This window comes from Sediminihabitans luteus (assembly GCF_002797595.1).
GTDB classification, from domain to species: Bacteria; Actinomycetota; Actinomycetes; order Actinomycetales; family Cellulomonadaceae; genus Paraoerskovia; species Paraoerskovia lutea.
This window is the reverse complement of record NZ_PGFE01000002.1, coordinates 180017-206752: the sequence shown is the minus strand read 5'-3', so window position 1 is coordinate 206752 and position 26736 is coordinate 180017. Positions and strand designations below refer to the sequence as shown.

Annotated in this window: 23 protein-coding genes; 11 read left to right on the top strand and 12 right to left on the bottom strand. The window is 73.0% G+C overall.

Annotation, left to right across the window (positions count from 1 at the left end):
• Positions 1-30: 30 nt before the first annotated feature.
• From CLV28_RS06955 to CLV28_RS06925, 7 genes are all read right to left on the bottom strand, one after another.
• Entirely contained in the window at positions 31-873 is an 843-nt protein-coding gene (locus CLV28_RS06955; protein WP_239073095.1) for a DegV family protein, read from the bottom strand.
• A 53-nt stretch (positions 874-926) separates the two neighbouring features.
• Positions 927-3866: a leucine--tRNA ligase gene (leuS, locus tag CLV28_RS06950; protein WP_100423062.1), complete on the bottom strand. Its 2940-nt coding sequence runs from the start codon at positions 3864-3866 to the stop codon at positions 927-929.
• Positions 3867-3919: 53 nt separating this feature from the next.
• The gene (locus CLV28_RS06945; protein WP_170062638.1) at positions 3920-4627 is read right to left on the bottom strand and encodes a vitamin K epoxide reductase family protein; all 708 of its coding nucleotides are present in this window, start codon (positions 4625-4627) and stop codon (positions 3920-3922) included.
• Positions 4628-4688: 61 nt separating this feature from the next.
• Entirely contained in the window at positions 4689-5927 is a 1239-nt protein-coding gene (locus CLV28_RS06940) for an MFS transporter (RefSeq protein ID WP_100422597.1), read from the bottom strand.
• Between the two features lie 94 nt (positions 5928-6021).
• On the bottom strand, positions 6022-6726 hold the full coding sequence (locus CLV28_RS06935) for a metal-dependent transcriptional regulator (RefSeq protein WP_275405026.1): 705 nt from the start codon (positions 6724-6726) through the stop codon (positions 6022-6024).
• Positions 6727-6736: 10 nt separating this feature from the next.
• Positions 6737-8446, bottom strand: a complete 1710-nt coding sequence (locus CLV28_RS06930) for a metallophosphoesterase family protein (RefSeq protein WP_157802552.1) — start codon at positions 8444-8446, stop codon at positions 6737-6739.
• 141 nt (positions 8447-8587) lie between these two features.
• Positions 8588-10129, bottom strand: coding sequence for an MFS transporter (locus CLV28_RS06925; protein ID WP_373314237.1), 1542 nt, complete (start codon positions 10127-10129; stop codon positions 8588-8590).
• Between the two features lie 146 nt (positions 10130-10275).
• Between CLV28_RS06925 and CLV28_RS06920 the strand changes: the two genes are divergently transcribed.
• Complete coding sequence (locus CLV28_RS06920) at positions 10276-10851, top strand: TetR/AcrR family transcriptional regulator (RefSeq protein WP_100422595.1); 576 nt, start codon at positions 10276-10278, stop codon at positions 10849-10851.
• A gap of 177 nt (positions 10852-11028) precedes the next feature.
• Here the strand turns inward: CLV28_RS06920 and ku are convergent, their stop codons facing one another.
• Entirely contained in the window at positions 11029-11988 is a 960-nt protein-coding gene (gene ku, locus CLV28_RS06915) for a non-homologous end joining protein Ku (protein ID WP_100422594.1), read from the bottom strand.
• Positions 11989-12054: 66 nt separating this feature from the next.
• Positions 12055-12825 (bottom strand): GTP pyrophosphokinase, encoded by a 771-nt coding sequence (locus CLV28_RS06910; protein ID WP_239073096.1) that lies wholly within the window; start codon positions 12823-12825, stop codon positions 12055-12057.
• Between the two features lie 76 nt (positions 12826-12901).
• Here CLV28_RS06910 and CLV28_RS06905 point away from each other — a divergent pair, with 76 nt between their 5' ends.
• Genes CLV28_RS06905 through CLV28_RS06895 form a run of 3 tightly spaced genes read left to right on the top strand, consistent with a single transcriptional unit; the run spans position 12902 to position 16066 of the window.
• Positions 12902-15340 carry an ATP-dependent DNA ligase gene (locus tag CLV28_RS06905; RefSeq protein WP_100422593.1) on the top strand — a complete coding sequence of 813 codons (2439 nt, stop codon included), beginning with the start codon at positions 12902-12904 and terminating at the stop codon, positions 15338-15340.
• Between the two features lie 55 nt (positions 15341-15395).
• The gene (locus CLV28_RS06900) at positions 15396-15635 is read left to right on the top strand and encodes a type II toxin-antitoxin system VapB family antitoxin (protein ID WP_100422592.1); all 240 of its coding nucleotides are present in this window, start codon (positions 15396-15398) and stop codon (positions 15633-15635) included.
• Positions 15635-16066: a PIN domain-containing protein gene (locus CLV28_RS06895; protein ID WP_100422591.1), complete on the top strand. Its 432-nt coding sequence runs from the start codon at positions 15635-15637 to the stop codon at positions 16064-16066. The genes CLV28_RS06900 and CLV28_RS06895 overlap by 1 nt, the downstream gene beginning before the upstream one ends.
• Positions 16067-16097: 31 nt before the next feature.
• On the opposite strand, the gene CLV28_RS06890 is transcribed toward CLV28_RS06895, so the two are convergent.
• Complete coding sequence (locus CLV28_RS06890; RefSeq protein WP_100423058.1) at positions 16098-16865, bottom strand: class F sortase; 768 nt, start codon at positions 16863-16865, stop codon at positions 16098-16100.
• Positions 16865-17656, bottom strand: a complete 792-nt coding sequence (locus tag CLV28_RS15480; protein WP_157802551.1) for a CHRD domain-containing protein — start codon at positions 17654-17656, stop codon at positions 16865-16867. Before CLV28_RS15480 ends, CLV28_RS06890 begins: the two co-directional genes overlap by 1 nt.
• 124 nt (positions 17657-17780) lie before the next feature.
• On the opposite strand from CLV28_RS15480, the gene CLV28_RS06880 reads away from it, so the two are divergent.
• The 3 genes from CLV28_RS06880 to CLV28_RS06870 all read left to right on the top strand — a co-directional run bounded on the left by CLV28_RS06880 (position 17781) and on the right by CLV28_RS06870 (position 20963).
• Positions 17781-18227: a VOC family protein gene (locus tag CLV28_RS06880; RefSeq protein ID WP_239073097.1), complete on the top strand. Its 447-nt coding sequence runs from the start codon at positions 17781-17783 to the stop codon at positions 18225-18227.
• 70 nt (positions 18228-18297) lie between these two features.
• Positions 18298-19218 (top strand): NADP-dependent oxidoreductase, encoded by a 921-nt coding sequence (locus CLV28_RS06875; RefSeq protein WP_100422589.1) that lies wholly within the window; start codon positions 18298-18300, stop codon positions 19216-19218.
• Between the two features lie 59 nt (positions 19219-19277).
• Entirely contained in the window at positions 19278-20963 is a 1686-nt protein-coding gene (locus CLV28_RS06870; protein ID WP_100422588.1) for an ABC-F family ATP-binding cassette domain-containing protein, read from the top strand.
• Between the two features lie 44 nt (positions 20964-21007).
• On the opposite strand, the gene CLV28_RS06865 is transcribed toward CLV28_RS06870, so the two are convergent.
• Positions 21008-22393 (bottom strand): MFS transporter, encoded by a 1386-nt coding sequence (locus tag CLV28_RS06865; RefSeq protein ID WP_100422587.1) that lies wholly within the window; start codon positions 22391-22393, stop codon positions 21008-21010.
• Positions 22394-22620: 227 nt separating this feature from the next.
• Here CLV28_RS06865 and CLV28_RS06860 point away from each other — a divergent pair, with 227 nt between their 5' ends.
• From CLV28_RS06860 to CLV28_RS06845, 4 genes are read left to right on the top strand one after another with little or no spacing between them, the layout of a single operon-like run.
• Complete coding sequence (locus tag CLV28_RS06860) at positions 22621-23031, top strand: hypothetical protein (RefSeq protein ID WP_100422586.1); 411 nt, start codon at positions 22621-22623, stop codon at positions 23029-23031.
• Positions 23024-23833 carry a polysaccharide pyruvyl transferase family protein gene (locus CLV28_RS06855; RefSeq protein ID WP_100422585.1) on the top strand — a complete coding sequence of 270 codons (810 nt, stop codon included), beginning with the start codon at positions 23024-23026 and terminating at the stop codon, positions 23831-23833. The genes CLV28_RS06860 and CLV28_RS06855 overlap by 8 nt, the downstream gene beginning before the upstream one ends.
• Positions 23830-25296 (top strand): glycosyltransferase family 2 protein, encoded by a 1467-nt coding sequence (locus CLV28_RS06850; protein ID WP_157802550.1) that lies wholly within the window; start codon positions 23830-23832, stop codon positions 25294-25296. The genes CLV28_RS06855 and CLV28_RS06850 overlap by 4 nt, the downstream gene beginning before the upstream one ends.
• On the top strand, positions 25293-26663 hold the full coding sequence (locus CLV28_RS06845) for a CDP-glycerol glycerophosphotransferase family protein (protein WP_100422583.1): 1371 nt from the start codon (positions 25293-25295) through the stop codon (positions 26661-26663). Before CLV28_RS06850 ends, CLV28_RS06845 begins: the two co-directional genes overlap by 4 nt.
• The last annotated feature ends 73 nt before the right edge of the window (positions 26664-26736 follow it).

The window sequence follows — 26736 nt, the reverse complement described above, 5'->3', positions numbered from 1 at the left end:
CAGCGCGGCGTCCGGGCAGGAATCGGCGGGTCAACGCCCGGCGTCGTCGTCCGCGACGATGACCGCGAGCACGCCCTCGCCCACGTGCGCACCGACGACGGCGCTCACGGGCGACGTGAGCGTGGGTACGTCGACGCGCGACCGCAGGCGCCACGCGACGTCCTCGGCGAGCCCCGGGTCACCGAGGTGATGCACCGCGAGCACCGGCGAGCGACGTCGCCCGGCCGCCTCGACCGCGACGTCGATCATCCGGTCGACGGCGGCGACGCGCGTGCGGACCTTCTGCACCACGACGATCGACCCGTCGCGCACCGAGAGCAGCGGGCGCACACCGAGAGCGGTGCCGATCGCCGCGGCGGTCGCGCTCAGCCGCCCCCCGCGTCGCAGGTGGTCGAGCGACTCGACCATGAACACGGCACGGCTCGAGTCGGCCACGGCGATCGCGCGGCGCGCGACCTCCTCGAGCGGCGCGCCGTCCTGCGCCGCGCGCGCCGCCGCGAGGGCCGCGAAGCCCAGCCCCATGCCGACCGTGCGCGAGTCGAGCACGCGCACGGGCACGGGCGCGCGGCTCGCGGCGAGCGCTGCGGCGTGCACCGTCCCGCTCAGCGCACCGGACAGGTGCACGGAGACGACCGACCCGGCCCCGGCGCGCGCGGCCGCGGCGTACGCGGCCGCGAACGCCGCGGGCGACGGCTGCGACGTCGTCACGCGCGCACCGGCCCGCAGCCGCAATGCGAGGTCCTCGTCGCTCATCTCGACGCCCTCGAGGAACGAGTCCTCCCCGACCAGCACGTGCAGCGGCACGACCCGCAGACCCTCGGGGTCGATCCCGTCGGGCAGGTGCGCCGGGAGGGACGCCGTGGAGTCCGTCACGACGGCGACGTGCCGCCCCGATCCTGCGACGTGCCCCCGCGTCGCTGCCACGATCAGGCCGGGACGACGTTCACGAGCTTGGGCGCCCGCACGATCACGGTGCGGATGCCCCGGCCGTCGAGCGCACGCACGACGTTCGGCTCGGCGAGCGCCGCCTCGCGCAGCGCGTCCTCACCGATCGAGGGCGGCACCTCGAGGCGTGCACGCACCTTGCCCTGCACCTGGACGACGCACGTGACCGTGTCCTCGACCAGCAGGGCAGGGTCGGCCACGGGGAACGGCTCGTGGGCGAGCGACTCGTCGTGGCCCAGGCGCGACCACAGCTCCTCCGCGATGTGCGGGGCGACGGGCGCGGTCATGAGCACGAGCGGCTCGACGGCCTCGCGCGGCACGGTGCCGAGCGACGTCAGGTGGTTGTTGAGCGTGATGAGCTTGGCGATCGCCGTGTTGGGTCGCATGTGCTGCATCTCGTCACGCACCTCGGCGATCGCGCGGTGCACGACGCGCAGCGTCGCGGCGGCGGCGGGCTCCTCGCTCACGGTCAGCGCGCCGGTCTCCTCGTCGACGACGTTGCGCCACAGGCGCTGCAGGAACCGCTGCGCACCGACGACGGCGCGCGTCTCCCACGGCCGCGACAGGTCGAGCGGGCCCATCGACATCTCGTAGACGCGGAACGTGTCGGCCCCGTACGCCTCGTACATGTCGTCGGGCGTCACGACGTTCTTGAGCGACTTGCCCATCTTCCCGTACTCGCGCGTGACGGGCTTGCCCTGCCACGTGTAGACGGTCTCGCCGTCCGGCCCCGGGGTCTCCTCGACCTCGGCCGCGGGCACGGGCTGCTCGCGCTCGTCGCGGAACGCGTACGCCTGGACGTACCCCTGGTTGAACAGCGTGCCGAACGGCTCGAGCGAGCTCACGTGCCCGAGGTCGAACAGCACCTTGTGCCAGAACCGCGCGTACAGCAGGTGCAGCACCGCGTGCTCGACGCCGCCGACGTACAGGTCGACGCCGCCCGCGGGGCCGGACGTCGCGTTGTGCCGCGGGCCCATCCAGTACGCGTCGAGCGCGGGGTCGACCATGTGCGACTCGTCGGTCGGGTCGAGGTAGCGCAGGTAGTACCAGCAGGACCCGGCCCAGTTGGGCATGGTGTTGGTGTCGCGGCGGTACTTCTTGGGCCCGTCGCCGAGGTCGAGCGTGACGTGGACCCACTCGTCGTTGCGGCCCAGCGGCGGCTCGGGCGACGAGTCCGCGTCGTCGGGCTCGTATGTGCGCGGCGCGTAGTCGGGCACGTCGGGCAGGTCGACGGGCAGCATCGAGTCCGGGATCGCGACGGGGCGGTCGTCCTCGTCGTAGACGATCGGGAACGGCTCGCCCCAGTAGCGCTGACGGCTGAACAGCCAGTCGCGCAGGCGGTAGGTGACCGTGCCCTCGCCGACCCCCTCGGCCTCGAGCCAGTCGATCATCGCGCGCTTGGCGCTCGCGACGTCGAGGCCGTTCAGGTCGAGCCCCTCGCGGGACGAGCCCACGACCACCCCGTCGCCCGTGTACGCGGCGTCGGTGTCGATCGCGGCGACGTCGCCGCCCGGCGCGACGGTGTAGACCACGGGCAGCTCGAAGGCCTGCGCGAACGCGAAGTCGCGCTCGTCGCCGCCCGGGACGGCCATGATGGCGCCCGTGCCGTAGCCCATGAGCACGTAGTCGGCGGTGAAGACGGGCACGAGGGTGCCGTCGACCGGGTTGACCGCGAGGTGGCCCGTGAACACGCCGGTCTTGCGCCCGGCGTCGATCTGCCGCTCGACCGCGGTCTTCGCGGCGGCCTCGGCCCGGTAGGCGGCCACGGCCGCGGACGGCGTGGCGTGGCCCTGCGTCCACACCTCGCGCGTGCCGTCGGGCCAGGCGGCGGGGACCTCGTCGAGCAGCGGGTGCTCAGGGGCCACGACCATGAACGTCGCGCCGAACAGCGTGTCCGGGCGCGTGGTGAAGACCTCGACCGACGCGGTGCCCGGGCCTGCGTCGAGCGCGTCGGTCGCGGCGACGCGGAACCGCACGCGGGCGCCCTTGCTGCGGCCGATCCAGTTGCGCTGCATGGCCTTGACCTTGTCGGGCCAATCGATGTGGTCGAGGTCGTCGGCCAGGCGGTCGGCGTACGCCGTGATGCGCATGTTCCACTGGCGCAGGCTGCGCTGGAACACCGGGTAGTTGCCGCGCTCGGAGCGGCCGTCGGCCGTGACCTCCTCGTTCGCGAGCACGGTGCCCAGGCCCGGGCACCAGTTCACGGGCGCCTCGGAGACGTACGCGAGCCGCTGCGGGTCGATCACGTCGCGCCGTTCGCCCGGGCTCAGCTCGGCCCACGCGGCGCCGCCCGGCACCTCGCGCGTGCCCGCGGCGTACTCGGCCTCGAGCTCGGCGATCGGGCGGGCGCGTCCCGTGCCACCGTCCGGGCGCACCGCGGACTCGTCGTACCAGGAGTCGAAGACCTGCAGGAAGATCCACTGGGTCCAGCGCACGTACTCGGGGTCGATCGTCGCGAACGAGCGGCGCGGGTCGTGGCCGAGGCCGAGGCGGCGCAGCTGGCGCCGCATGTTCTCCATGTTGGCCTCGGTCGTGGTGCGCGGGTGCTGGCCCGTCTGCACCGCGTACTGCTCGGCCGGCAGCCCGAACGCGTCGTACCCGAGCGCGTGCAGCACGTTGTCGCCGCACATGCGCCGGAACCGGCCGACGACGTCGGTCGCGATGTACCCGAGCGGGTGGCCGACGTGCAGTCCCGCGCCCGAGGGGTACGGGAACATGTCCATGATGAAGAACGGGTCGCCCGTGGCACCCTCGTCGCCCGCGTGCCGGCCCCGGCCGTCGGTGAGCGGACCCGTCGGGTTGGCGGCGTGGAACGTGCCGCGCTCCTCCCAGCGGTCCTGCCAGCGCAGCTCGATCTGCTCGGCGAGCGCGGGCGTGTAACGGAAGGGGGTGGTGCCGGCGGCGCCGACCGTCTCGGTCACGGTCGCGGGAGTGGTGACGTTCTCGGGAGTGCTCACACGCTCCAGTTTACCGGTCAGAACAGGTCGACGATCGAGGTCGTCAGGTCGCTGCCCATGACCGCGAAGATCCACACGACGACCCCCGCGTAGATGACCGCGAGGCCGATCCACCGGTGGTCCACGACGAGTCGGCGCAGCGCGTCGGGCGCAGGCAGGATGCGCTCCTGGAGGGCGTGCACGAGCTGGAGCCAGTAGATCGGGATCATCACGGCCCACACGAGCATGCACCACGGGCACAGCGCGTTGAGCGCGTACAGGCTCGTCCACATCGCGAAGCCGATGAACCCGATCGCGACGGTGCTCACGGCGAGCAGCGAACGCCAGAACCAGGGCGCGGGCCGGAACCCTGCGAGCACGACGACCCCGATCGTGACGACCACGGGGAACGCCGCGACGCCGACCACCGGGTTGGGGAAGCCCAGCAGCGACCCCTGCCACGAGCCCATGGCCGCGCCGCACTGGATGAACACGCTGAGGTTGCACCCGAGCTGCGCGTCCGGGTCCTCGAGCGTGAGCAGGTAGTCGAGCAGCAGGCGCAGAGCGGCCCAGAACCCGACCAGGCCGCCGACGGCGAGCACGCCGCCGAGCACGCGCACCGAGAACGCCGGGCGCTCGGCCGCGGCGCGCAGCCGGGCGAGCTCGGCCTCGAGCTCGTCGTCGGTCGCCGCGTCGTCCGGCGCACCCGGGTCGGTGGAGTCCTTCAGGTGGGGGGTGTCGCTCACGCGGCGCTCCTCGGGACGAGGGCCGTGGCCCTGGGTCGGGTGCGCGCTGCTGCGCGCGCGGTCAGGGTAGCGGCGCAGTCTGGAGGTCTGCTGGGTCTTCCACGGCCCGGTCGGCGACGTCCTTGCCCGGTTCGCGGACGGCAGGTGCCCCGCGGCGTCCGAGGGCGACGAGCACGACGAGGCCGACGACGGTCAGCGCGGCCCCGGCCCACGCGGTCGCCGGGTACCCCCAGCCCGCCGCGATCACGAGACCGCCGACGAACGCGCCGTTCGCGTTGCCGACGTTGAGCGCCGAGTGGCACAGCGCCGCGCCGAGCGACGGCGCGGCGGGCGACAGGTCCATGAGTCTCGCCTGGAGCGCGATGCCGAGCACCTGCGAGGTCGCCCCGAGCAGGAACAGCGCGACGAGCGTGGGCACGAGCGACTCCGCGACGAGCGCGAGGGCGACGAGCACGACGAGCGTCGAGACGAGCCCGAGCACGACCGTGCGGTACACGTCGCGGTCCACGAGCCGACCGCCGCCGAGCGTGCCGACCGTCATGCCGACGCCGAACAGCGCGAGGACGAGCGGGACGGCCCCCGTGCTCGCGCCCGAGACCTTGGTGACCGTCTCGGCGACGTAGGTGTAGACCGCGAACATCCCGCCGAACCCGATCGCGGCACCGCCGAACGCGACCCAGAGCCGGGTGTTGCGCAGCGCGCCGAGCTCGCGACGCACGCTCGAGTCCTGGTCCCCCGCGCCGGCGGGCACCCACAGCCACAGGGCCGCGACGGTCACGACGCCGAGCGCCCCGATCACGACGAACGCGGCGCGCCAGCCGAGCTGCTGGCCCACGAACGTGGACAGCGGCACGCCGACGACGTTGGCGACCGTGAGCCCGGCCATCATGATCGCGACCGCGTGCCCTCGACGCGCCGCACCCACGACCGCGGTGCCGACCACCGCCCCGACGCCGAAGAACGCGCCGTGCGGGAGCCCCGCGAGGAACCGGCCCGCGACGAGCCACCCGAGCGAGGGCGCGGCGGCCGAGAGCACGTTGCCGATCGTGTAGGCGACCATGAGCCACACCAGGAGCCGCTTGCGCGGCACGCGCGCGGCGAGCACGGTCAGGAGCGGCGCGCCGACGACGACGCCGAGTGCGTACGCGGAGATCGTGTGGCCCGCCGCGGGCACGGACACGCCGAGGCCGGACGCGACGTCGGGCAGCAGACCCATGGTCGCGAACTCGGTCGTGCCGATCGTGAAGCCACCGATCGCGAGTGCGAGCAGCGCGGTCGTGGCCGAGGTGCGGGTGCGCATGCGCCACCTTGTCGAATCGTTTCGAGGGTTCGGTCGGCAGCACCGGCGACAGAACGAGGAACATCGCCGATCCTAGCCCGGGCGGGCGGACCTGTCAGGGCGCGGGCGCGGGTACGGGAACGACCCAGATGACCGACGCCGCGCGCAGCCCGAGCTCGACGGGCCCGCCGGCCCCCGTGGTGCCACCGCCCCACGTCACGGTCATGGTGCCCGCGAAGTCGCGGCGCTCGACGACTTCGACCACGACGTCGAGGTCGATGCCGAGCTCGGCGAGGTAGCGCAGCATCTCGGGGTCGGCGTCCGAGATCCGGGCGACCGCCCCGCGCGATCTCGCGGGGGCGTCCGCGAGCAGGCTCGCGTCGAGGCGCCGGACCGTGCCGTCGGGCGCGGGGATCGGGTCGCCGTGCGGGTCGCGCGTGGGGTGCCCGAGCACCGCGTCGACCCGCTCGACCCAGAGGTCCGAGACCGCGTGCTCGAGCACCTCGGCCTCGTCGTGCACCTCGTCCCACGAGTACCCGAGCTGCGAGACCAGGAACGTCTCGATGAGCCGGTGCCGGCGCACCATCGACACCGCGTGCGCGCGCCCGAGGTCGGTCAGGCTGATCGCGCCGTAGCGCGCGTGGTCGAGCAGACCCTGCGCACCGAGGCGCCGCACGGTCTCGGAGACCGTGGAGGCCCCGACCCCGAGCCGCTCGGCGAGGAGCTTGGTCGTGACGGGCTCGTCGGACCACTCCTGCGCCGACCACACGACCTTGAGGTAGTCCTGGGCGACGGGCGTCAGATCGGCGGGCTCGAGCACGGCGGCCACCCTAGTCCACCGGGGTGGCGGACGGCGCGGGCGACGTCCGCCCGGACCGTGAGGTGGTCCCGGACGGGCTCACGGTCGATCCGCTCGCCTGCGCGGTCGGTCCGTCGGTCGGGGTGAGGGCGTACGGCGGCGTCGTCGGGACGACGGCGGGGACCGCGATCCGCTCCCCCACCGTCGCGGTGCCGCCCGGGTCGACAGACACCACCTGGTAGTCGACGATCTCGCGCGCCTCGGTGTCGAACCGCAGCACGGTCATCTCCGCGGTCCCGTGCAGCGGCCCGACCGTCGGCTCGTTGAGCGTCGCGCCGGCCGTCGACGAGCTCACGTACTGGATCCCGTCGCCCACCTGCACCGGGTCGACGCGCCGGTGGTAGTGCCCGGAGACCTGGAACGGCACGCAGCCCGACTCGAGCGCCGCGTCACCCACGCGCGGGTTGTGCACCAGGAGCAGGTCCACGCCGTCGCGCGCGTCGCACGCCGTGGTCGCCAGGCGCGCGGCCTGCTCGTCCGGCGTCTCCGTGTCGGCGACCTTCGACCCCTGCGCGACGCGCGTCTCGAGCGCGTCCCGGTCCCCGAGGATCCGCACGCCCTCGACCTCGACGACCTCGCCGTCGAGCACCGTGTCGCCAGCCTTGCGCTCCTGCTCGGACGTCGTGACCGAGTCGTGGTTGCCGTCCGCGACGACGGTCGTCACGCCGTCGGGCGCGGCCCCCGCGAAGGCGGTCACGCACGCGTCCTCGACCGACGTGCCGTTCATGGTCGTGTCGCCCGCGTTGAGCACCACGCTCGCCCCCGAGCGCTCGACCGTCGTGGTGATCAGCGGCGCCATGCTCATGTTGCAGTGCAGGTCCGAGATCACGACCATCGTCACGATCTCGCCGCGGTAGAGCGCGTCCTGCAGCGCCGCGGGCCCCTCGAGGCCGACCGACGCGCGCAGGTCGAACGACTCCTGCTGCGCGAGCCGCTCGCTCCAGGCCTCGTCGAGCGACGCGTCCGCGTCGGCGTAGAAGTCCTCGTTGTCGCGGTACGTGTCGAGCAGCTTGCCGCCGTAGGTGTCGATGACCCCCGCGAGACGCCCCGTGATCCGGGCGCCCTCGAGCGCCGTCCCGGCGAACACGGCGGACGGCTCGCCGTCCGGGTCGTGCCGCACGACGCCCGACGTCAGCGTTCCCGTGACCAGGCCCAGCACGACGACGCCGGCCGTGACCTCCCAGGTACGCGGCGCCAGGACCGCCGAGACCTCGCGCCGGCGCGCGCTCCCCATGAGCAGGGCGACGCCCGCGACGGCGCCCGCGACGACCACGAGCGCGACGAGCGTGCGCACGAGCGCGTCCTTGACCAGCGCCCGCACCGCCCGCTCGATCGTGCTCTCGGGCGTGCTGAAGAACTGCAGGTAGCTCTGCGCGTCGCCCTGCAGCGCGTCGAGGGTCGCCGACTCGTCGACCTCGCGCAGCTCGGCGGGGATCTCCTTGACGGTCACGTCGGCACCGAGCCCGAACGGCACGGGCGAGTCGATCTGCAGGGTCCCGAGCGGGCCGAAGTCCACCGTGACGAGGTCGTCGGTCGTGACCTCGTAGCGCGCCTCGTGCGGGCCGAGGCTCAGCTCGGCGTTCGCCGTGGTCAGGCCGAAGGCGCCGCACACGACGAGGGCGGCGACGGACGCCAGGGTCCAGCGGACCCAGCGGCTCGGGATGCGGCGGGTTCTGGTCACCCGCCCACCCTTGTGCACCGCGCCGGGCCACGCGAGCGCGACACGACGAGCGAGGCCGACCTCACACGGCAGGCCTCGCCCGCCGGCCCGCGCGTCGGTGCGGCGTCACGCGTCAGTGCGGCGTCACGCGTCAGTGCGGCGTCACGCGTCGGCGCGGCGCAGCAGCACGAGCGCCATGACCGCGGCGCCGATCATGGTGACGACCCCGATGCTCGCGGTGAAGACGACGCCGCTGCCGAACGCCGCGTGCGCGGAGTCCAGGAGCGCCTGCGCCTGCGTCGGCGGCAGGGACTCGGCGACGCGCGCGGCCCCGCCGAGGGTCTCGGTCGCGGTCACGGCGTCGGCCGCGGGGACGGCGTCCGGCACCACGAGGTTCGCCGCGTACGACGCCGTGAGGATGCTGCCCAGGACTGCCGTGCCGAGTACCGCGCCCACCTCGTAGGCGGTCTCGGAGATCGCGGACGCCGCCCCGGCCTGCCGCGGCGGGGCCGAGGAGACGACGAGGTCGTTCGAGAGGGTCTCGGCCGCGCCGATCCCGGCCGAGAGCACCACGAACGCGGCGACGAGCGACCACAGGCCGCCCGACCCGCCCGTCAGCGCGACCACGGCGTAGGCCGTCGCCGAGAGCAGGAGCGCGACCGCGACGACGCGCGACGGCGGCACGACCCGCACGACGCGGACCACGAGCAGTCCCGCGACGATCATGACCACGAGGCCCGGCAGCAGCGCCAGACCCGCCTGGCTCGGGCTGAGCCCGATCACGAGCTGGAGGTCCTGCGAGGCGAAGAACAGGAAGCCGACGTAGCTGAGGATCGACAGCAGGTTGATCAGCACGCTGCCGGTGAACGCGGGGATCCGGAAGAGCCGGACGTCGAGCATGGGCTTGGCGCGGTGCAGCTGGCGACGCACGAACCAGGTGCCGGCGAGCACGCCGACGGCCATGGCGCCGAGGCACGCGACCAGGGGCTCGCCCTTGGCGATCGCCTTGATGCCGAACACCACGGGCGCCATGGTCGCGACGGCCAGCAGGATCGAGACGACGTCGACCGGGCCGGGCTCGGGGTCGCGCGACTCGGGCACGAACACCGGGGCGAGCACGAGCAGCGCGAGCAGCACGGGCACCGCGAGCAGGAACACCGAGCCCCACCAGAAGTGCTCGAGCAGCAGGCCGCCGACGATCGGGCCGAGCGCGGCCCCCGCCGCGAACCCGGACGCCCAGATCGCGATCGCGAGCCGGCGCTCGTCGCGGTCCGTGAAGATGTTGCGCAGCAGCGAGAGCGTCGAGGGCATGAGCATCGCGCCGAACACGCCCAGACCGACGCGGGCGGCGATCAGGGCCTCGGCGCTCGTGGACATCGCGGCGACCACGCTCATGACGCCGAACCCGACCGCGCCGACCAGGAGCAGACGGCGGCGCCCCAGGCGGTCCGCGAGCGAGCCCATGGGCACGAGCAGCGCGGCGAGCACGAGCGGGTAGACGTCGACGATCCAGAGCAGCTGCGTGCTCGTCGGGGCGAGGTCGCGCGAGATCTGCGGCAGCGCGAACGTCAGGACGGTGTTGTCGATCGACGCGAGCAGGACGGGAAGCATGAGCACCCCGAGCGCGATCCAGCGTCGGGCGGCGGACGTCCCGGAGGGCGCCTGCGGAGTCGTGGTCTCGTTCACGGGCATGAACGTGGTCATGGGGTCACCCTCTCTCGGGATCGGACCGTCTGGTCGGTACAGTAACGATTTGGTACTGTACACCGTCCAGTCGGTACAGTGACAGGGATCGGCGGCCGTCGTGGCGAGCATCACCCCGCGGTCCGCGAACGGATAGGGTCGGTGCCGTGCCTCCTGCTCCCGTCGCCCGCGACAAGGTCCTCGACGCCTTCGCGACGATCCTCGTGACCCAGGGCGAGCGCGCCGCGACCATCGAGGCCGTCGCCGCGCAGGCCGGCGTCTCCAAGGGCGGGCTGCTCTACCACTTCGCGTCCAAGCAGGCGCTCGTCGACGGCCTGCTCGAACGACTCGTCGAGCTCGCCGCGGCCGACGTGCTCGACATGCACGCCGCACCCGAAGGCCCGGTCGACCACTTCCTTCGAACCTCCGCGCAGTCCGACACCGACTTCGACCGCGTCTACGTCGCGGTGACCCGGCTGCCGCAGGACACCTACCCGCAGGCGCGCGCCGCGCTCGACACCGCGCACGAGGGGTGGCACCGCGAGGTGCTCGACGCCGTGGGCGACCCCGTCGTCGCCCGCGCGGTCGTGCTCATGGGCGACGGCCTCTACCTCGAGGCGTCGCGCACCGGCGACTGGGACGCGGACTCGCGCTCACGCCGCCGCAAGGACGCCCGCGTCGACGAGCTGCTCGTGCTCGTCGAGGAGATGCGCGCCGCACGCGCGGCCGAGCGCGGCCCCTGACGCACGGACGAGCCCGGCCCGACGAGCCCGGCCCGACGCGCGCGTCACGACATGAGGAGGGCGTCGGCCGCTCCCACAGCGACCGACGCCCTCCGTACCTCCCGCATCAGATGCGGTCCCCGCCCGAGCGGCCCCCAGTGAAAAAGCCCCTCGCACGGTGGTCCTGGCAGCACGACGTCATGCTGACGACTTCTTCCTCCCGGATCCGGCCGTGGTGCCGCTCCCAGCCTTGCCCGACCGGCCTGCCTTTCCCGCCGCGCCAGCCTTGCCGGCCTTGCCGGACCCGCCGGTCTTTCCAGCCTTGCCGGCCTTGCGGGACCCGCCGGACTTGCCGGACCCGCCGGCGCCCCCCGACCGCGACGACTCGACGCTCCGGCGCAGCGCCTCCATGAGGTCGACGACCTCGGCCCCCTCCTCGCTCCCCGCCGGCTCGCCGAAGGTCGCCGCGGTGTCGAGCGCGTCGCCCTGCTCGATCTTCGCGGCGATGAGCTCGCGCAACTGCACCTGGTAGTCGTCGGCGAACTCGTCGGGCGTGAAGTCCGACTCGTAGGTCGACACCAGCTGGGCGGACATCGCAAGCTCCTTGTCGGTAACCTTCGCCGGTTCGTCAAGCGCGGGAAAAGAAGCATCCCGGACTTCGTCACCCCACAGTAGTGTCTGGAGCACGAGGACGTCGTCGCGCACGCGCAGCGCGGCGAGTCGCGTCCGCTGCCGCAGCGCGAACCGGACGATCGCGGTCCGCTCGGTCTCCTCGAGCGTGCGGCGCATGAGCACGTACGCCTTGTTCGACGCCGAGTCGGGCTCGAGGTAATAGGCGCGGTCGAGGAGCAGCACGTCGATCTGCTCGCTGGGCACGAACTCCACGACCTCGATCTCGCGGTTGCGCTCCGCGGGGAGCGCCCCGAGGTCGTCCTTGGTCAGCACGACCGTGCGGTCGCCGTCGTCGAACGCCTTGTCGATGTGCTCGAACGGGACGACCTCGCCGCACACCTCGCAGCGACGCTGGTACCGGATGCGCCCGCCGTCCGCGTCGTGGACCTGGTGCAGCGGGACGTCGTGGTCCTCGGTCGCGCTGTAGACCTTGACGGGCACGTTGACGAGCCCGAACGTGATCGCGCCCTTCCAGATCGCCCTCATTCCGCCATGGTGACCCCAAAGCCTGGTTCCGGCCAGAGGGGACGGTGTGTCCCGGCTGTGCGGCGGCTATCCCTCGGTCGCGTGGTCCTGCGCCGCGACGGTCGAGCGCAGCAGCGCCTCGAGCACCGTGGGCGGCAGCGCGGACGTCACCGGCGCCGTCACGCCGTGCGCGAGGTCGTCGAGCCTCGCGTGCTCGACGACCTCGTCGTGGATGCGCTCCATCGACCGGTCGAGCTGCGAGGCGACGTCCGCCGCGAGACGCAGCTCGGTCACGAGGCGGTCCGGCACCTCGTGGTCGAACTTGTACTGGATCTTGTGCTCGAGGCTGGCCCAGAAGTCCATCGCGATCGTCCGGATCTGGATCTCGACCGTGACGTCCTCCACGCGGTCCGAGAGGAACACGGGGACCTGGACGATCAGGTGCAACGACTTGTAGCCGTTCTCCTTGGGGTGCGCGATGTAGTCACGCTCCTCGAGCACCGTCAGGTCGGCCTGCCCGACGAGCATCTCGCGCACCTTGCGGATGTCCGAGACGAACCCGCACGTGATGCGCACGCCCGCGATGTCGAACATCTGCGCGCGCAGCGCGCCCGGGGTGAGCGCGATGCCCTTGCGCTGGGCCTTGGCCACGATCGACTCGAGGGACTTCAGGCGCGAGCCGATGTGCTCGATCGGGCTGTCGTCGTGGATGGCCCGGAACTCGTCGCGCAGCACCGTGATCTTGGTCATGAGCTCGTCCATGCCGAACCGGTACGTCATGAGCATGCGGCGCATCTCGTGGACCACGCGGGCCGTCTCGGCCGCGTCGTGCGGGGCGGCCGGTCGTTCGTCTCTCACCCGTCCAGGGTACGGGGCGCCCCTGGACGAACCCTGCCCTGCTGCGCCGCGCCCCGGCACGACGCACCATGGCACCATGGCCGCCGCCCCCGCTCAGACCGTCCTGGTGGACGGCCGGCGCGTGCGCGTCTCGCACCTCGACAAGGTGCTGTACCCGGCGACAGGCACGACCAAGGCCGACGTGATCGCCTACCTGACCGCGGTCGCCCCGGCGCTGCTCGTGCACGCGACCGAACGGCCCGTGACGCGCAAGCGCTGGCCCGACGGGGTCGAGGGGCAGGTGTTCTTCCAGAAGAACCTCGACGCGGGCACGCCCGACTGGGTGCGCCGCCGCCCGATCGAGCACCGCAGCCGCACGACCGAGTACGCGATCGTCGGCGACCTGCCGACGCTCGTGTGGCTCGGGCAGACCGCCTCGCTCGAGATCCACGTGCCGCAGTGGCGGTTCGGCCGCACCGGGGTGCACCTCGCGCCGGACCGCCTCGTGCTCGACCTCGACCCCGGCCCGGGGGTCGGCCTGCCGGAGTGCGCCGAGGTCGCGCGCTGGGCGCGCACGCTGCTGACGGGCATGGGCCTCGACCCGCTGCCCGTCACGAGCGGGTCCAAGGGGCTGCACCTGTACGCCCCGCTCGACGGCGCGCACGACGCCGGCACGGTCGCGGACGTCGCGCACGAGCTCGCCCGCGCGCTCGAGGCCGACCACCCCGACCTCGTCGTGAGCGACATGAAGAAGTCCCTGCGCACGGGCAAGGTGCTCGTCGACTGGTCGCAGAACAACGGCGCCAAGACCACGATCGCGCCGTACTCGCCGCGCGGCCGCGAGCGCCCGTGGGTCGCGGCGCCCCGGACCTGGGACGAGCTCGACTCCCCCGGTCTGGCGCAGCTCGAGATGGCGGACGTCGTCGCGCGCCTCGAGGCGGACGGCGACCTCCTGGCGCCGCTGGCCCGGGGTCACCTGGCCGCGCTCGAGCCGACGCCCGCCCGGATGGCGACGTTCGAGGCCGCGCCGGGCACGGACCGGCTCGCGACGTACCGGTCGATGCGCGACCCGGGCAGGACCCCCGAGCCGGTGCCCGCCGAGCCCGCGGCGACGTCGTCCGGCACGAGCTTCGTGATCCAGGAGCACCACGCCCGGCGGCTGCACTGGGACTTCCGGCTCGAGCACGACGGCGTGCTGGTGAGCTGGGCGCTGCCGCGTGGCGAGCCGACCGACCCGGGGCGCAACCACCTCGCGGTGCAGACCGAGGACCACCCGCTCGCGTACGGAGCGTTCGAGGGGACGATCCCTGCGGGCGAGTACGGCGCGGGCGAGGTGAGCATCTGGGACGCGGGCACGTACGAGCTCGAGAAGTGGCGCGAGGGCGAGGAGGTCATCGTGGTGCTGCACGGCGAGCAGCACGGCGACCGGCGGCTCGCGCTGATCCGCACGCACGGGCAGGACGAGGGCTCGTGGCTGATCCACCGGATGAAGGACCAGCCCGGCGGTGTCGAGACCGCCCCCGCGCCCGACCCACCGCCGCCCGCGCCGATCGAGAGCCCCCGGACGTGGCGGCCGATGCTCGCGCACCCCGCGAGCGAGACCCTCGCGCGGTCGTCCACCGACGACGGCCGGTGGGCGTTCGAGATGAAGTGGGACGGGGTCCGCACGATCGCGCGGGTCACGCCCGAGGGCGTGCGCGTGCAGGGTCGCTCGGGGGCGGACACGACCGCGACGTACCCCGAGCTCGCGGCGCTGGCCGGGCTCGCGCCGTCCGACCCCGTGGTGCTCGACGGCGAGGTCGTCGCGCTCGACACGCAGGGCCGGCCGAGCTTCCGGCGCCTGCAGGAGCGCATGCACCTGAGCGGCACGCGCGACGTCGCGGCCGCGCGCGAGCGCGTGCCCGTGGTCTACATGGTGTTCGACCTGCTCGAGGCCGACGGGCGGTCGCTCGCGCACGAGCCGTACGAGGTGCGTCGTGCGCGGCTCGCCGAGGTGCTGGCCGACCCGCCGGCGGGCGTCGAGGTGCCGCCCGCGCTCGACGCGTTCGACGACGCCCTGGGCCTGAGCCGCCGGTTCCGGCTCGAGGGGGTCGTGGCCAAGCGCCTCGACTCGACGTACGTCGCGGGCCGCCGGTCGCGCTCGTGGCTCAAGGTCAAGCACGTGCGCGCGCAGGAGGCGGTCGTGGTCGGGTGGCGGCCGGGGCACGGCGCACGCTCCCACCTGCTGGGCTCGCTCCTGCTCGCGGTGCCGGACGACGGCGGGCTGCGGTACGTCGGTCGCGTGGGCTCGGGCTTCACGGACCGCGAGCGCACCGACGTCGTCGCACGGCTGGGCTCGATCGAGCGCAGGACCTCGCCCGCGGACGGCGTCCCCGCGGCCGACGCCGCCGACGCCCGGTGGGTCACCCCGAAGCACGTCGTCGAGGTGCTGCACTCGGACTGGACGGGCGGCGAGCCGGGCGTCGGGAGCCTGCGGCACGCGGTGTGGCGGGGGTGGCGGCCGGACAAGTCGCCGGCCGAGGTGCGCGTCGAGTGAGCGGACTTCGCCCGGTGATATATAGTCGCCTATATATCACCGGAGGTGAGACACCATGGCGATCACCAGCATCTCGATCGACCCCGAACGCCTTGCGCGTGCCCGCGCGCTGACTCACGCACGATCCAACAAGGACGTCGTGGATCTCGCGCTTCGCCGCCTGATCGCTCACGAGAGCAAGACCGCGATGGTCGACGCCATCGCTGCACTGTCCGACCTGCCCGAGGGCCTCGGGTCGGCGACCGTCGGCCACCCCCATGAGCCGAAGGCTCCCGGAGCTGCACCGACACCCTGATGACTGCGTACCTCGTCGACAACTCCGTGTGGGCACGCGTCGTGCTGCGGTCGCCGCTGGCCACCGCCCGCATCGAGCAGATCCGTCGAAGTCCCGCCGACTACTTCGTGACCTGTCCCCCGCAGGTCCTGGAGTTCTGCCACTCCGCGCCCGCCGGACGCTACGCGGCGTACCGGGAGGCCATCGGGCTCGGGTTCCCCCTCGACCACCACCCGGACGAGGCACTCGTCCTCGACATCCAGCAGGGCCTGTGGGAAGGCGGGCTGTTCCGCGCAGCCGGTGCGATCGACATCCTCATCGCCGCCTACGCGCTGCTGAACGACGCGACGGTCCTGACCGCGGACCGGGACTTCGGACACATCGCCTCCGTCACGCACGACCTGCGCTACGAGTACGTCCCCCCTGACGGTGACGGGGGCGACGGCTCCTGAGTCGGCGAAGCCACCGCTGCCCGATCGCTGATCAGCTCAGGTGCGCGAACACGACCGTGTTGTCGCGGTAGTGACCGACGGACGGGTCCCACGACCCGCCGCAGGTGATGACCCTCAGCTCGGGGCCGTCGGTGTTGCCGTACACGGCGAGCGTCGGGAACTCGTCCTTGGGGTACGACTCGACGCGGTCGACGACGAACTCGGCCGTGCTGCCGTCAGCCCGCTCGACCGTGACGCGTGCGCCCGGCTCGACGGCCGCGAGGTCGTAGAACACCGACTCGCCGTTCGGGCTGTCGACGTGCCCCTCGATCACCGCGGGCCCGACGGCGCCTGGGCGTGGCGAGCCGTCGAACCATGCCGCCCGGTCGATGTCGGCGCCGGCCGGCACCTCGACCGTGCCGTCGTCGTTCAGGCCCAGGTGGAGCAGCTCCGACGAGACCCCGATCGACGGGATCTCGACGCGGACGGGCAGCGGCTCGGGCGCGGGCGCCACCGGCTCGGGGGTCTCGCTGGGCGCCGGGTTCGTACCGGGCGACGAGGTCATGCCAGGCACAGGGGTCATGCCGGGCACCGGGGTGACCCCTGGTGACGAGGTCACGCCCGGCCCGGCGGACCGACCCGACCCCGCGGCGTCCGACACCTGCGGCGGTGCGGGCTCCTGGCCCGCGACCGCGACCGTGACCGCGGTCCCCCCGCCCAGGAGCAGGGCGACCGCGGTCACGAGCACGACCGGACGACGACGCCAGGCCCGCCGGCCCGGTGCGGTACCGGCCTCGGCGGGCCGGGCGTCGTCCGACATCAGGCGTCCGTGCGGTGCGTGCGACGACGGCTCACGACGCCGGCGCCGAGGAGCCCGCCACCCACGGCGAGCGCGGCCCCACCGGCGACCAGGAGGCCGAGGTTCTCGGTGCCCTGCGTGCCACCGCTGCCGGTCTGGACGCCGCCGGTCGGCATGTCGGTCATCTGCGAGGCCGTGACGATCCCGCACAGCGCGGGGTCGGTCGCCTCGGCGGGCAGCGACGGGTCGAGGTCGGACTTCGCGTCCCCGTCGTAGGCGCCCGAGCCGTCGTAGTCGACGCCGTGCACGACGACGGCCGCGTCACCCGCGAGGATGTCGTCGGCGAGGTCCTGGGAGACCTCGATCTCGCCACGCTCGTAGGTGATCTTCCCGCCCTCCGCGGTGTCGAACCGGTCGACCGCGAGCGCCGAGTCGGGCGACGTGTCGCCCGACGTCGTGAGCGAGACCTGGACGGTGCCGTACGAGGGCACGCCCTCGGACGTCGTGATGGTGCCCGAGCCGTCGGCGTCGTCGGCGGCCGTCGGGCACTGGTTGCGCGCGTCGGCGCCGTAGTGGATGTGCGCGGCGTGCGGGCTGCCCGCCAGCAGTCCGGTCGCCTCGACCTGGACCGTGAGGGTCGTGCCGTCGACCCAGACCATCGCGGTGCCGGATCCGTCGACCCCGTTGAGCGGGACGGGCGTGAGGTCGCCCTGGGCGGTGCCGGTGTCGGCCGCGGCAGGGCCGGCGACGGCGAACATCGCCGCGAGCGTCAGTGCGGGTGCCGCGAGCGCGGCGCGGGTGCGTGCCTTCATGGTCGTTCCCCTCCTTCGGTGGCGTCCCGAATCTCGGTGCCACGTCCAGGGTTCGGAGTGCTCGGGGCAACGGATGGGTCGGATCCCGACCGATGAGTTCGGCCCGCGCGAGGCGTCTGAACCCGTGAACGCGCTCCGCGACCTCGCCGCGGCGCACCGACGACCGGAGGACGTCATGGCCCTGCAGATCTTCGTCAACCTTCCCGTGCGGGACCTCGACGCGTCGAAGGCCTTCTACGAGGCGCTCGGGTTCACGATCAACCCGCAGTTCACGGACGAGAACGCGGCGTGCGTCGTGCTCTCGGACACGGTCTACGCGATGCTGCTCACGCACGACTTCTTCGCGTCGTTCACCCCCGCGCCGCGCCCGGCCGAGGGGACCGTCGGGGCGCTGTACGCGCTCTCGTTCGACTCGACCGACGAGGTCGACGCGATCGTCGCGAAGGCGCTCGCCGCCGGGGGCACCGCGACCAAGGAGACCGGTCTGGACGGGCCGATGTACGAGGGCGGGTTCGCCGACCCGGACGGCCACCACTGGGAACCGTTCTTCATGGACGTGTCGCAGTTCTGAGCGTCGTGCGGGACGCCGCGGCGGATCGGTGCGCCGGAATGCAGGGCAACCCGTCGGGGTTGCCGCTGACATGCGAGCAATCACCTACTCCCGCTACGGCGGCCCCGACGTCCTCGAGCTCACCGACCAGCCGATGCCCAAGGTCGGTCCCGACTCCGTGCTGGTCCGCGTGCGCGCGACGAGCGTCAACCCGGTCGACTGGAAGGTCCAGGCGGGGTACCTCGACCCGGTGCTCGACATCCGGTTCCCCGCGATCCCCGGCTGGGACGTCGCGGGCGTCGTCGAGCAGGTGGGCTTCGACACCCCCGAGCTCTCGGTCGGCGACGAGGTCTACGGGTACGTGCGCAAGGACCTGCTGCAGGGCGGCACGTTCGCCGAGTACGTCGCGGCGCCCGTGCGGACGCTCGCCGCGAAGCCTGCGTCGTTGACGTTCGAGGAGGCCGCGGCCGTCCCGCTGACGGGCCTCACGGCCTACCAGACCATCGAGCGCTCGGGGCTGCGCGAGGGCCAGACGGTCCTGGTGCACGCCGCGGCCGGCGGGGTCGGGTCGTTCGCGGTGCAGATCGCCGCGGCACGCGGCGCCCGCGTGATCGGGACCGCCTCGGAGTCGAACCACGAGTTCGTGCGCTCGCTCGGCGCCGAGCCCGTCACGTACGGCGAGGGCCTGGCCGGGCGGGTGCGCGCGATCGCCCCCGACGGCGTGGACGTCGTCCTCGACTACGTGGGCGGGGACGCGCTCGCCTCGACGCCCGACGTGCTGGCGGACGGCGGCACCGCGGTCTCGATCGCCGACCCGGCCGTGCGCGAGCTCGGCGGGATCTACGCGTGGGTGCGCCCGTCGTCCGAGGACCTCACGGCGCTCGGCACGCTGATCGACGACGGCAAGGTCGCGGTCCACGTCGCCGAGGTCTTCGACCTGGCCGACGCGGCCAGGGCGCAGGAGCTCAGCGCGACCGGTCACGTGCGCGGCAAGGTCGTCGTGCGGGTCTGACGGTCACCGTCCGGTATTCAGGTACCGGGCGGCCGTCCGCGTCGGGGATCATTGCCCGCATGGGTCACATCGACATCAGCGAGATCGGCTACGAGCTCTCCGACGGGCGCACGCTCCTGGACGGCGTCTCGCTGCGCGTCCCCACGGGCACGCGCACGGCCCTGATCGGCCCCAACGGCGCGGGCAAGACGACGCTGCTGCGCATCGTCACGGGCGACCTCGCACCGCACCGCGGCGCGGTGACCGTCACGGGCGGCCTCGGCGTCATGCGCCAGGTCGTGGTGCGCGCCGACGACCCGACGACCGTGCGCGAGGCCCTCGTGGAGGTCTCCTCGCCCACGATCCGGGCCGCCGCGAAGGAGCTCGCCGAGGCCGAGCACGACATCATGGAGGTCGACGACGAGCCCGCGCAGATGCGCTACGCGCAGGCGATCGTCGACTGGGCCGACGTCGGCGGGTACGACGCCGAGCTCGCGTGGGACAAGGTCACGACCGAGGTGCTCGGCATCGAGTTCGAGCAGGCGCAGTGGCGCGAGATGCGCACGCTCTCGGGCGGCGAGCGCAAGCGGCTCATCCTCACCTCGCTGCTGCGCGGTCCCGACGAGGTGCTGCTGCTCGACGAGCCCGACAACGCGCTCGACGTGCCGACCAAGCGGTGGCTCGAGGCCGAGCTCGTCGCCTCCCCCAAGACCGTGCTCTACGTCTCGCACGACCGCGAGCTGCTCGCGAACACCGCGACGCACGTCGCGACGCTCGAGCCCGGCGCGAACGGCGCGAGCATCTGGGTGCACGGCGGCGGGTTCGCGAGCTACGCCGACGCGCGCGAGAAGCGGCGCGAACGGCAGGAGGAGATGCTGCGGCGCTGGGACGAGGAGCACGCCAAGCTCAAGGACCTCGTCAACACGCTCAAGAACAAGGCCGCGTTCAACGACGGGCTCTCGAGCCGGTACTCGGCCGCGCAGACGCGCCTGCGCAAGTTCGAGGAGGTCGGGCCGCCGCCGCAGTTCTCGCACGAGCAGAACGTGCGCGTACGGCTCGCGGGCGGTCGCACCGCCAAGCGGGCGGTCACGTGCGACGGGCTGGGCCTCACGGGCCTCATGCAGCCGTTCGACCTCGAGCTGTTCTACGGCGAGCGCGTCGCGGTGCTCGGCTCGAACGGGTCGGGCAAGAGCCACTTCATGCGCCTGCTGGCGCGCGGCGGCTCCGACCCGGACCGCGAGCACGAGCCCGCCGAGGGGTCGCCCGAGATCGCGCCCGTCGAGCACACCGGGCGGGCCGCGCTCGGCTCGCGCGTGCGCCCCGGCTGGTTCGCGCAGAACCACGGGCACGCCGAGCTCGAGGGCCGCACGCTGCTCGACATCCTGCACCGCGGCGAGGGGCACCGCTCCGGCATGGGACGCGAGCAGGCCTCCAAGGCCCTCGACCGCTACGGCCTCGTGTCGCAGGCCGAGCAGCGGTACGAGACGCTCTCGGGCGGGCAGCAGGCGCGCATGCAGATCCTGCTGCTCGAGCTCGGCGGCGCGACCCTGCTGCTGCTCGACGAGCCGACCGACAACCTCGACCTGCACTCCGCCGAGGCGCTCGAGGACGGGCTCGCGGGCTTCGACGGCACCGTCGTGACGGTCACCCACGACCGCTGGTTCGCCCGCGGGTTCGACCGGTTCTTCGTGTTCGGCGCCGACGGCCACGTCGTCGAGACCCCCGAGCCCGTGTGGGACGTCGAGAAGGTGGCCCGGGCCCGCTGACCGGCGTCCGCGGCCCGGGCCTGACCACAGGTCCGGGCCCGTCGTCAGGTGTCGGACGCCGCGGCGGACGTCGCGTCGTCGACCTGGGCGTCGCTGATCCCGACGCAGCTCACGAGGCCGCCCACGACCAGGAGCGCGGCCGTGAGCCAGAGCCCCCGGTGGAACCCGTCGACGTCGAGCGTCGACCCCATGACGATGCCCGCGAGGGCGACGGTCACGAGGCCGGCGATGCGCGAGACGGCGTTGTTCACGGCCGAGCCGATGCCCGCGTCGCCGCTCGGGATCGACCCGAGGATCGCGGCGGTCAGCGGCGCGACGGTCGCGGACAGCCCGAGCCCGAACACGACGACGCCCGGCAGGAGCTGCGTCCAGTAGTCGGCGTCGGCCGTGGTGCCGAGCATGAGCAGGTACCCGACACCGGCCACGATCGGGCCGATCCCCATGAACCAGCGGGGGCCGTGCGTGCCGGCGAGCGCCCCGAACCGGCCCGAGAGCAGCAGCATGAGGACCGTCACGGGCAGCAGCGCGAGGCCGGCCGCGGTCGCGGAGTAGCCCGCGACCTGCTGGACGAACAGCGTGACCGCGAACGACCCGAACGCGAGCGCTCCGTAGACCGCGGCGGTCGCGACGTTGCCGACCGCGAAGTTGCGCACCGCGAACAGGCGCAGCGGGAGCATCGGGTCGGGTGCGCGCCGCTCCCACGCGACGAACGCGACCGAGGCGGCGATCCCGACCACGAGCGGCGCGAGCACGACCGGGCTCCCCCACCCCCACCGCTCGCTCTCGATGAGCGCGAACACGGGCCCCGCGAGCCCGACGGCGGCGAGCACGGCGCCGCGCACGTCGATGCGGCGGCCCGCGCCGGCGCCGTCGGGCGCGACGCCCCGCAGCAACCAGAGGGTCAGCGCGATCGGCGCGACGTTGATGCCGAACACCCAGCGCCACCCGACCGTGTCGACCAGGAGGCCTCCGACGAGCGGGCCGACGATCATCGCGGTGCCGGTCCACGCCGTCCACGTCCCGATGGCCCGGCCCTGCCGGGGTCCGGTGAACGTCGAGATGATCATCGCGAGCGAGCTCGGGACGAGCAGCGCGCCCGCGACGCCCTGCAGGCCGCGCGCGACGACGAGCACGATGCCCGTCGGAGCGAGCGCGCACAGCACCGACGCGAGCCCGAACCCGACGAGGCCCCACCACAGCACGCGGCGGCGTCCGTGGACGTCCGAGACCGACCCGGCGACGAGGATGAGCGCGCCGAGCGTGATCAGGTAGGCGTCGACGACCCACTGCTGCAGCGCGAGGGCGTCGCCCGTGCCGGCGAGCTCGTCGGCGATCGCGGGCAGCGCGACGTTGACGACGGTGCCGTCGAGGAACGACACGAACGACGCGAGGATCGCGACGACGAGCACGCGTCGCTGGACGGGAGTCACGTGCTCACGGTAGGTCGTGGCCGCGATCCTCGCGCCGCACGCACGCCCCGGCCGCCCGCACGGACGATCTTGGGAGGCCGGCGCATCACCCGATAAGGTGCGCTCCAGGGGCGGCGACGCCCGCACGCCTCACGAGTGGGAGTCTGATCATCAGCGACATCACGGGTCCGCCCGTTCCTTCCCCTGCCCTGGTCGTCGGCCTGACGCACGACGCCGCCGGAGACCCGGTGGCCCTCGTCTCGTGCGACGCCGAGACGTTCGGGAACCTGACCCTGCACGCCGCGGCGGCCCCCGACGGCGCGCGTCACGCCCCGCGTCACCTGCCGACGCTGCGCGTGGGCGTGGCCCTCCACGAGGTGCGGCTCCCCCGCCCGACCGGCAAGAAGCTCGAGCTCCGCCTCTTCGCGCGCGAGGGCGAGACCGACACGATCCTGCCGCTCGACCAGATCGCCACGATCGACGTCCGGGCCGGGTCGAGCCGGGCGCGCTGCGACGGCATCGCGATCCTGCTCTCGACGACGTCGAGCCCGACGCCGCCCCGCCGCAGGCTCGACTGGCTGCCCGAGCCGGTGCGCCGCCCGCTCGCGGGCCTCGCGCGCCGTCTCCGTGCCGCCCGAGGGGACAGCGCCCGTGGCTGACCGCAAGGCTCCGGTCGACCTCTACTGGTGGCGCTGGAAGTACCCCCACCGCCTCAACTTCGGCGACGAGATCTCGGGGCCGATCATCGAGGCGCTCACGGGTCGGCGCGTCCGCTGGGCGAGCGCGGAGACCTGCGAGCTCGTGGCCGCCGGGTCCGTGATCCAGCAGCTCACCCGGACCAAGCGCAAGCAGATGCCCGTGTTCTGGGGATCCGGCCTGATCAACCCGCCGCGCGAGAACGCGCGTCCGCTCACGCTCCCGGCCGTCGCGGTGCGCGGGCAGCTCACGCGCACCCGGGTCCGCTCGACCCTCGCGGACGACGTCGCGCTCGGCGACCCCGGCATCCTCGCCGACCAGCTGCTGCGACGTCCGCCGCGCAAGCGCTTCACGGTCGGCGTGCTGCCGCACTACCAGGACGCGGCCGACCCGAACGTCGACGCCCTGATCGCGCTGGGTTCGCAGGTGCGACGCATCGAGGTCACGTGGACGCCCGAGGAGGTCGTCAACGAGATCGCGAGCTGCGACGTGCTGCTCTCGTCGAGCCTGCACGGGATCATCGTCGCCGACTCCGTCGGCGTGCCGAGCGTCCACCTCAAGTTCTCGGACCGCCTCATGGGCGGCGAGTACAAGTTCCGGGACTACAACTCGATCTACTCCCCGGGGCGTCAGCAGTCCTTCGCGATGTCGTCGATCCCGACGAGATCGGCGACCGCGATCGCCGACTTCGTCAACAGCCGGTGGGTCCCCCCGACCGGCATCGAGCGGCACCGCGAGCGGCTCGCCAAGGTGCTCCCGCTGTGAGCGCGTCATTGCGGCGGGTCGCCGCACGGGTGACGCGCCCGCTGCGGCACCGCGCCGACGACACCGCCCCCGCGCAGCGTCGCCCGCGTCAGCCGGACCCGGACCTGGGCGTGGCCGTGACGGTCGTCGTCCCGGTGTACAACGCCGGGGAGTACCTGGAGCCGCTGCTCGACTCGCTCCGGGACCAGGACATCGACCCTGACCTCTACGAGGTCATCGCGATCGACGACGGCTCGACGGACGGCAGCGGCGCAGTGCTCGACGAGTACGCGAAGCGCTTCCCGGCGCTGCGCGTCGTGCACCAGGAGAACTGCGGCTGGCCCGGGATCCCGCGCAACCGCGGGACCGAGCTCGCGACGGGTCGGTACGTCTTCTACTGCGACGCCGACGACGTCGTCGCCCCCGAGGCCATGCGCCGCCTCGTGCTCTTCGCGGACGACCACGGCTCCGACGTGGTCGTCCCGCGCATGGTCAGCCTCAACGGGCGCTTCGTCCCGGACGTGTACCGCTCGAACCAGGTCGACGCCGATCTCGAGAAGTGCTTCCGCACGCTCTCGCCCTGCAAGCTCTTCCGGCGCGAGTTCCTGCGCGCGCACAAGATCGGGTTCCCGCTCGAGAAGGTGCGCCTCGAGGACGGGATGATGGTCGCGCGGTCGTACTACCTCGCCCGACGCGTCTCGTTCCGCGCCGACTACGACTTCTACTTCGTCCGTAGCCGCGAGGACGCCGGGAACATCACGCAGAGCCGCCTCGAGCCCGCGGGCTACGCGTGGTCGATCGGCGAGATGTCCCGGATCATCCGCGCCCTCGACCCCGACCCGGACCGTGCGGATCGCATCGTGACGGACCTCTACCGTCGCAAGGGGCTCAAGATCTACGGTCCCGCACGGTGGGCGCGCTACTCGACGCGATCGCGCGAGCAGTGGATCACGGCCCATCACGACTTCGTCCTCCCGCACGTGCGGCCGGAGCTCGACGCGTTGCTTCCCCCGCGCGGGCAGGCCCGCTCGCGCGCGTTGCGCGAGGGCACGATCGAGGCGATCGACCGCAACTGCGAGGTCGAGGCACGGGTCGACGCGATCGCGACGGCGACGACCGTGACCGGTGAGCGTTCGGGATCGACGACGCTGGTTCTCGAGCTGCCCGACGACGCGGAGTTCGACCGCAGCGAGCTCGTCCTCGCGGTCCGTGGTGGCACGGAAGCCGTCTCGACGCCTTTCGCGCTCGACGGCCGATCCGCGACGGTCGAGATCGACCCGACCGCGCTCGCGACCTTGCCCGCGGGCGAGGTCGTCGACGTCTACACCGTGTACACCGTGGGCGAGCACCTCGGTGACCGGCGTCGCGTCCGCGCCGGGGACGACCTGGCGCAGTCGCTGTCCCCCCACGACTCCGCACGCGACAGCTGGTACGTGACCGCTCAGGGCAACCTGAGCCTGCGCACGAGGAAGGCCTCCCGATGAACGCCCCGCTCCCGACCGACGACGCCGAGGTCGAGCCGTCGACCCTGCAGGTGATGACCACGCGCGCGCGCAAGGCGACGGGTGACGCCCTCATGCGGGGCGGGTCCTCGGTCAAGAAGCTGATCCGCCGCCGCCTGCTGGGCATCGAGCCCGTGCCTCCGTTCTCCCCGGCGCCCGACGAGTTGGCGCGCGGTGCGTTCCCGATCGTCGCGTACTTCGCCGAGCCTCCCGTCCGCGGCTACCAGCTGCGGCAGTGGCTGCCCGTGCTGGAGCAGGTCGCCGAGACGTTGCCCGTCCTCGTCGTGACGCGCAGCTGGGCCATGACGAAGCGGCTGCGCGCGGTCACGCCTCTTCCCGTCGCCTTCGTCAAGACCCTCGACTCGCTCATGGGCGTGTACGAGCAGGTCGACCCCAAGGCGATCGTGTACGTCAACAACGGGATGAAGAACTTCCAGTCGCTGATCTACCGCCAGGCGACGCACATCCACGTGAACCACGGCGAGTCCGACAAGATCTCGATGGTCTCGAACCAGGCGAAGGCGTACGACCACGTGGTCGTCGCGGGACGCGCGGCGATCGACCGGCACGCGTCGGCCCTCGTCGACTTCGACCTGACGCGGCTCGTCGAGTGCGGTCGCCCCCAGCTCGACCTCGACCTGCAGCCGCTGCTGCCCGCGTGCCCCGCACCGTGCCGCACCGTCCTGTACGCACCCACCTGGTCGGGTGAGAACGACGCGAACAACTACACGTCGGTCGACGTGCTCGGGGTCGACATCGTCCGCGCGATCCTGGCGCGTCCCGACACCCGACTGGTCTACAAGCCGCACCCCCGCGTCCTGACCGCGACCGACGAGGAGATCGTCTCGGCTCACACGGCGATCCTCGAGATGATCGCCCGCGCCAACGCCGAGGGGCCCCACCGGCACGAGACCCCGCTCGAGGAGGACATCCTCGCGCTCTTCGAGTCCACCGACCTCCTCGTGACGGACATCTCGTCGGTCGGGCTGGACTTCCTGTACCTGCGCGCAGAGGTCCCGATCCTGCTGACCGACCGCAGGTCGGACCGCGAGCGCCTGCTCGCCGAGGCGCCGATCGCGCGAGCCGTCGACGTCGTCGACGCGTCGACCGCCGGCTCGCTCGCGCAGACGCTCGAGCTCAACCTCACGCGTGACCCGCGCGTCGAGGAGCGGGCGAGCATCCGGGACTACTACTTCGGGTTCGCCCGCGGCGAGAGCAGCACCCGGTTCATGGCCTTCCTCGAGGGGGTCGTCGCACGGCGCGACGTGATGGTCGACGCGACGTCCCGCACGGAGGTCCAGTCGGGCGAGGCGTCGGACGACGCCGAGGACGGCATGCTCGGGGCGTGACCCGACAGGTCGCTGACCAGCGAGGACGTTGGGTGTGACGCACTCGTGTGATCCACCGGCGTGAGGCGAATCA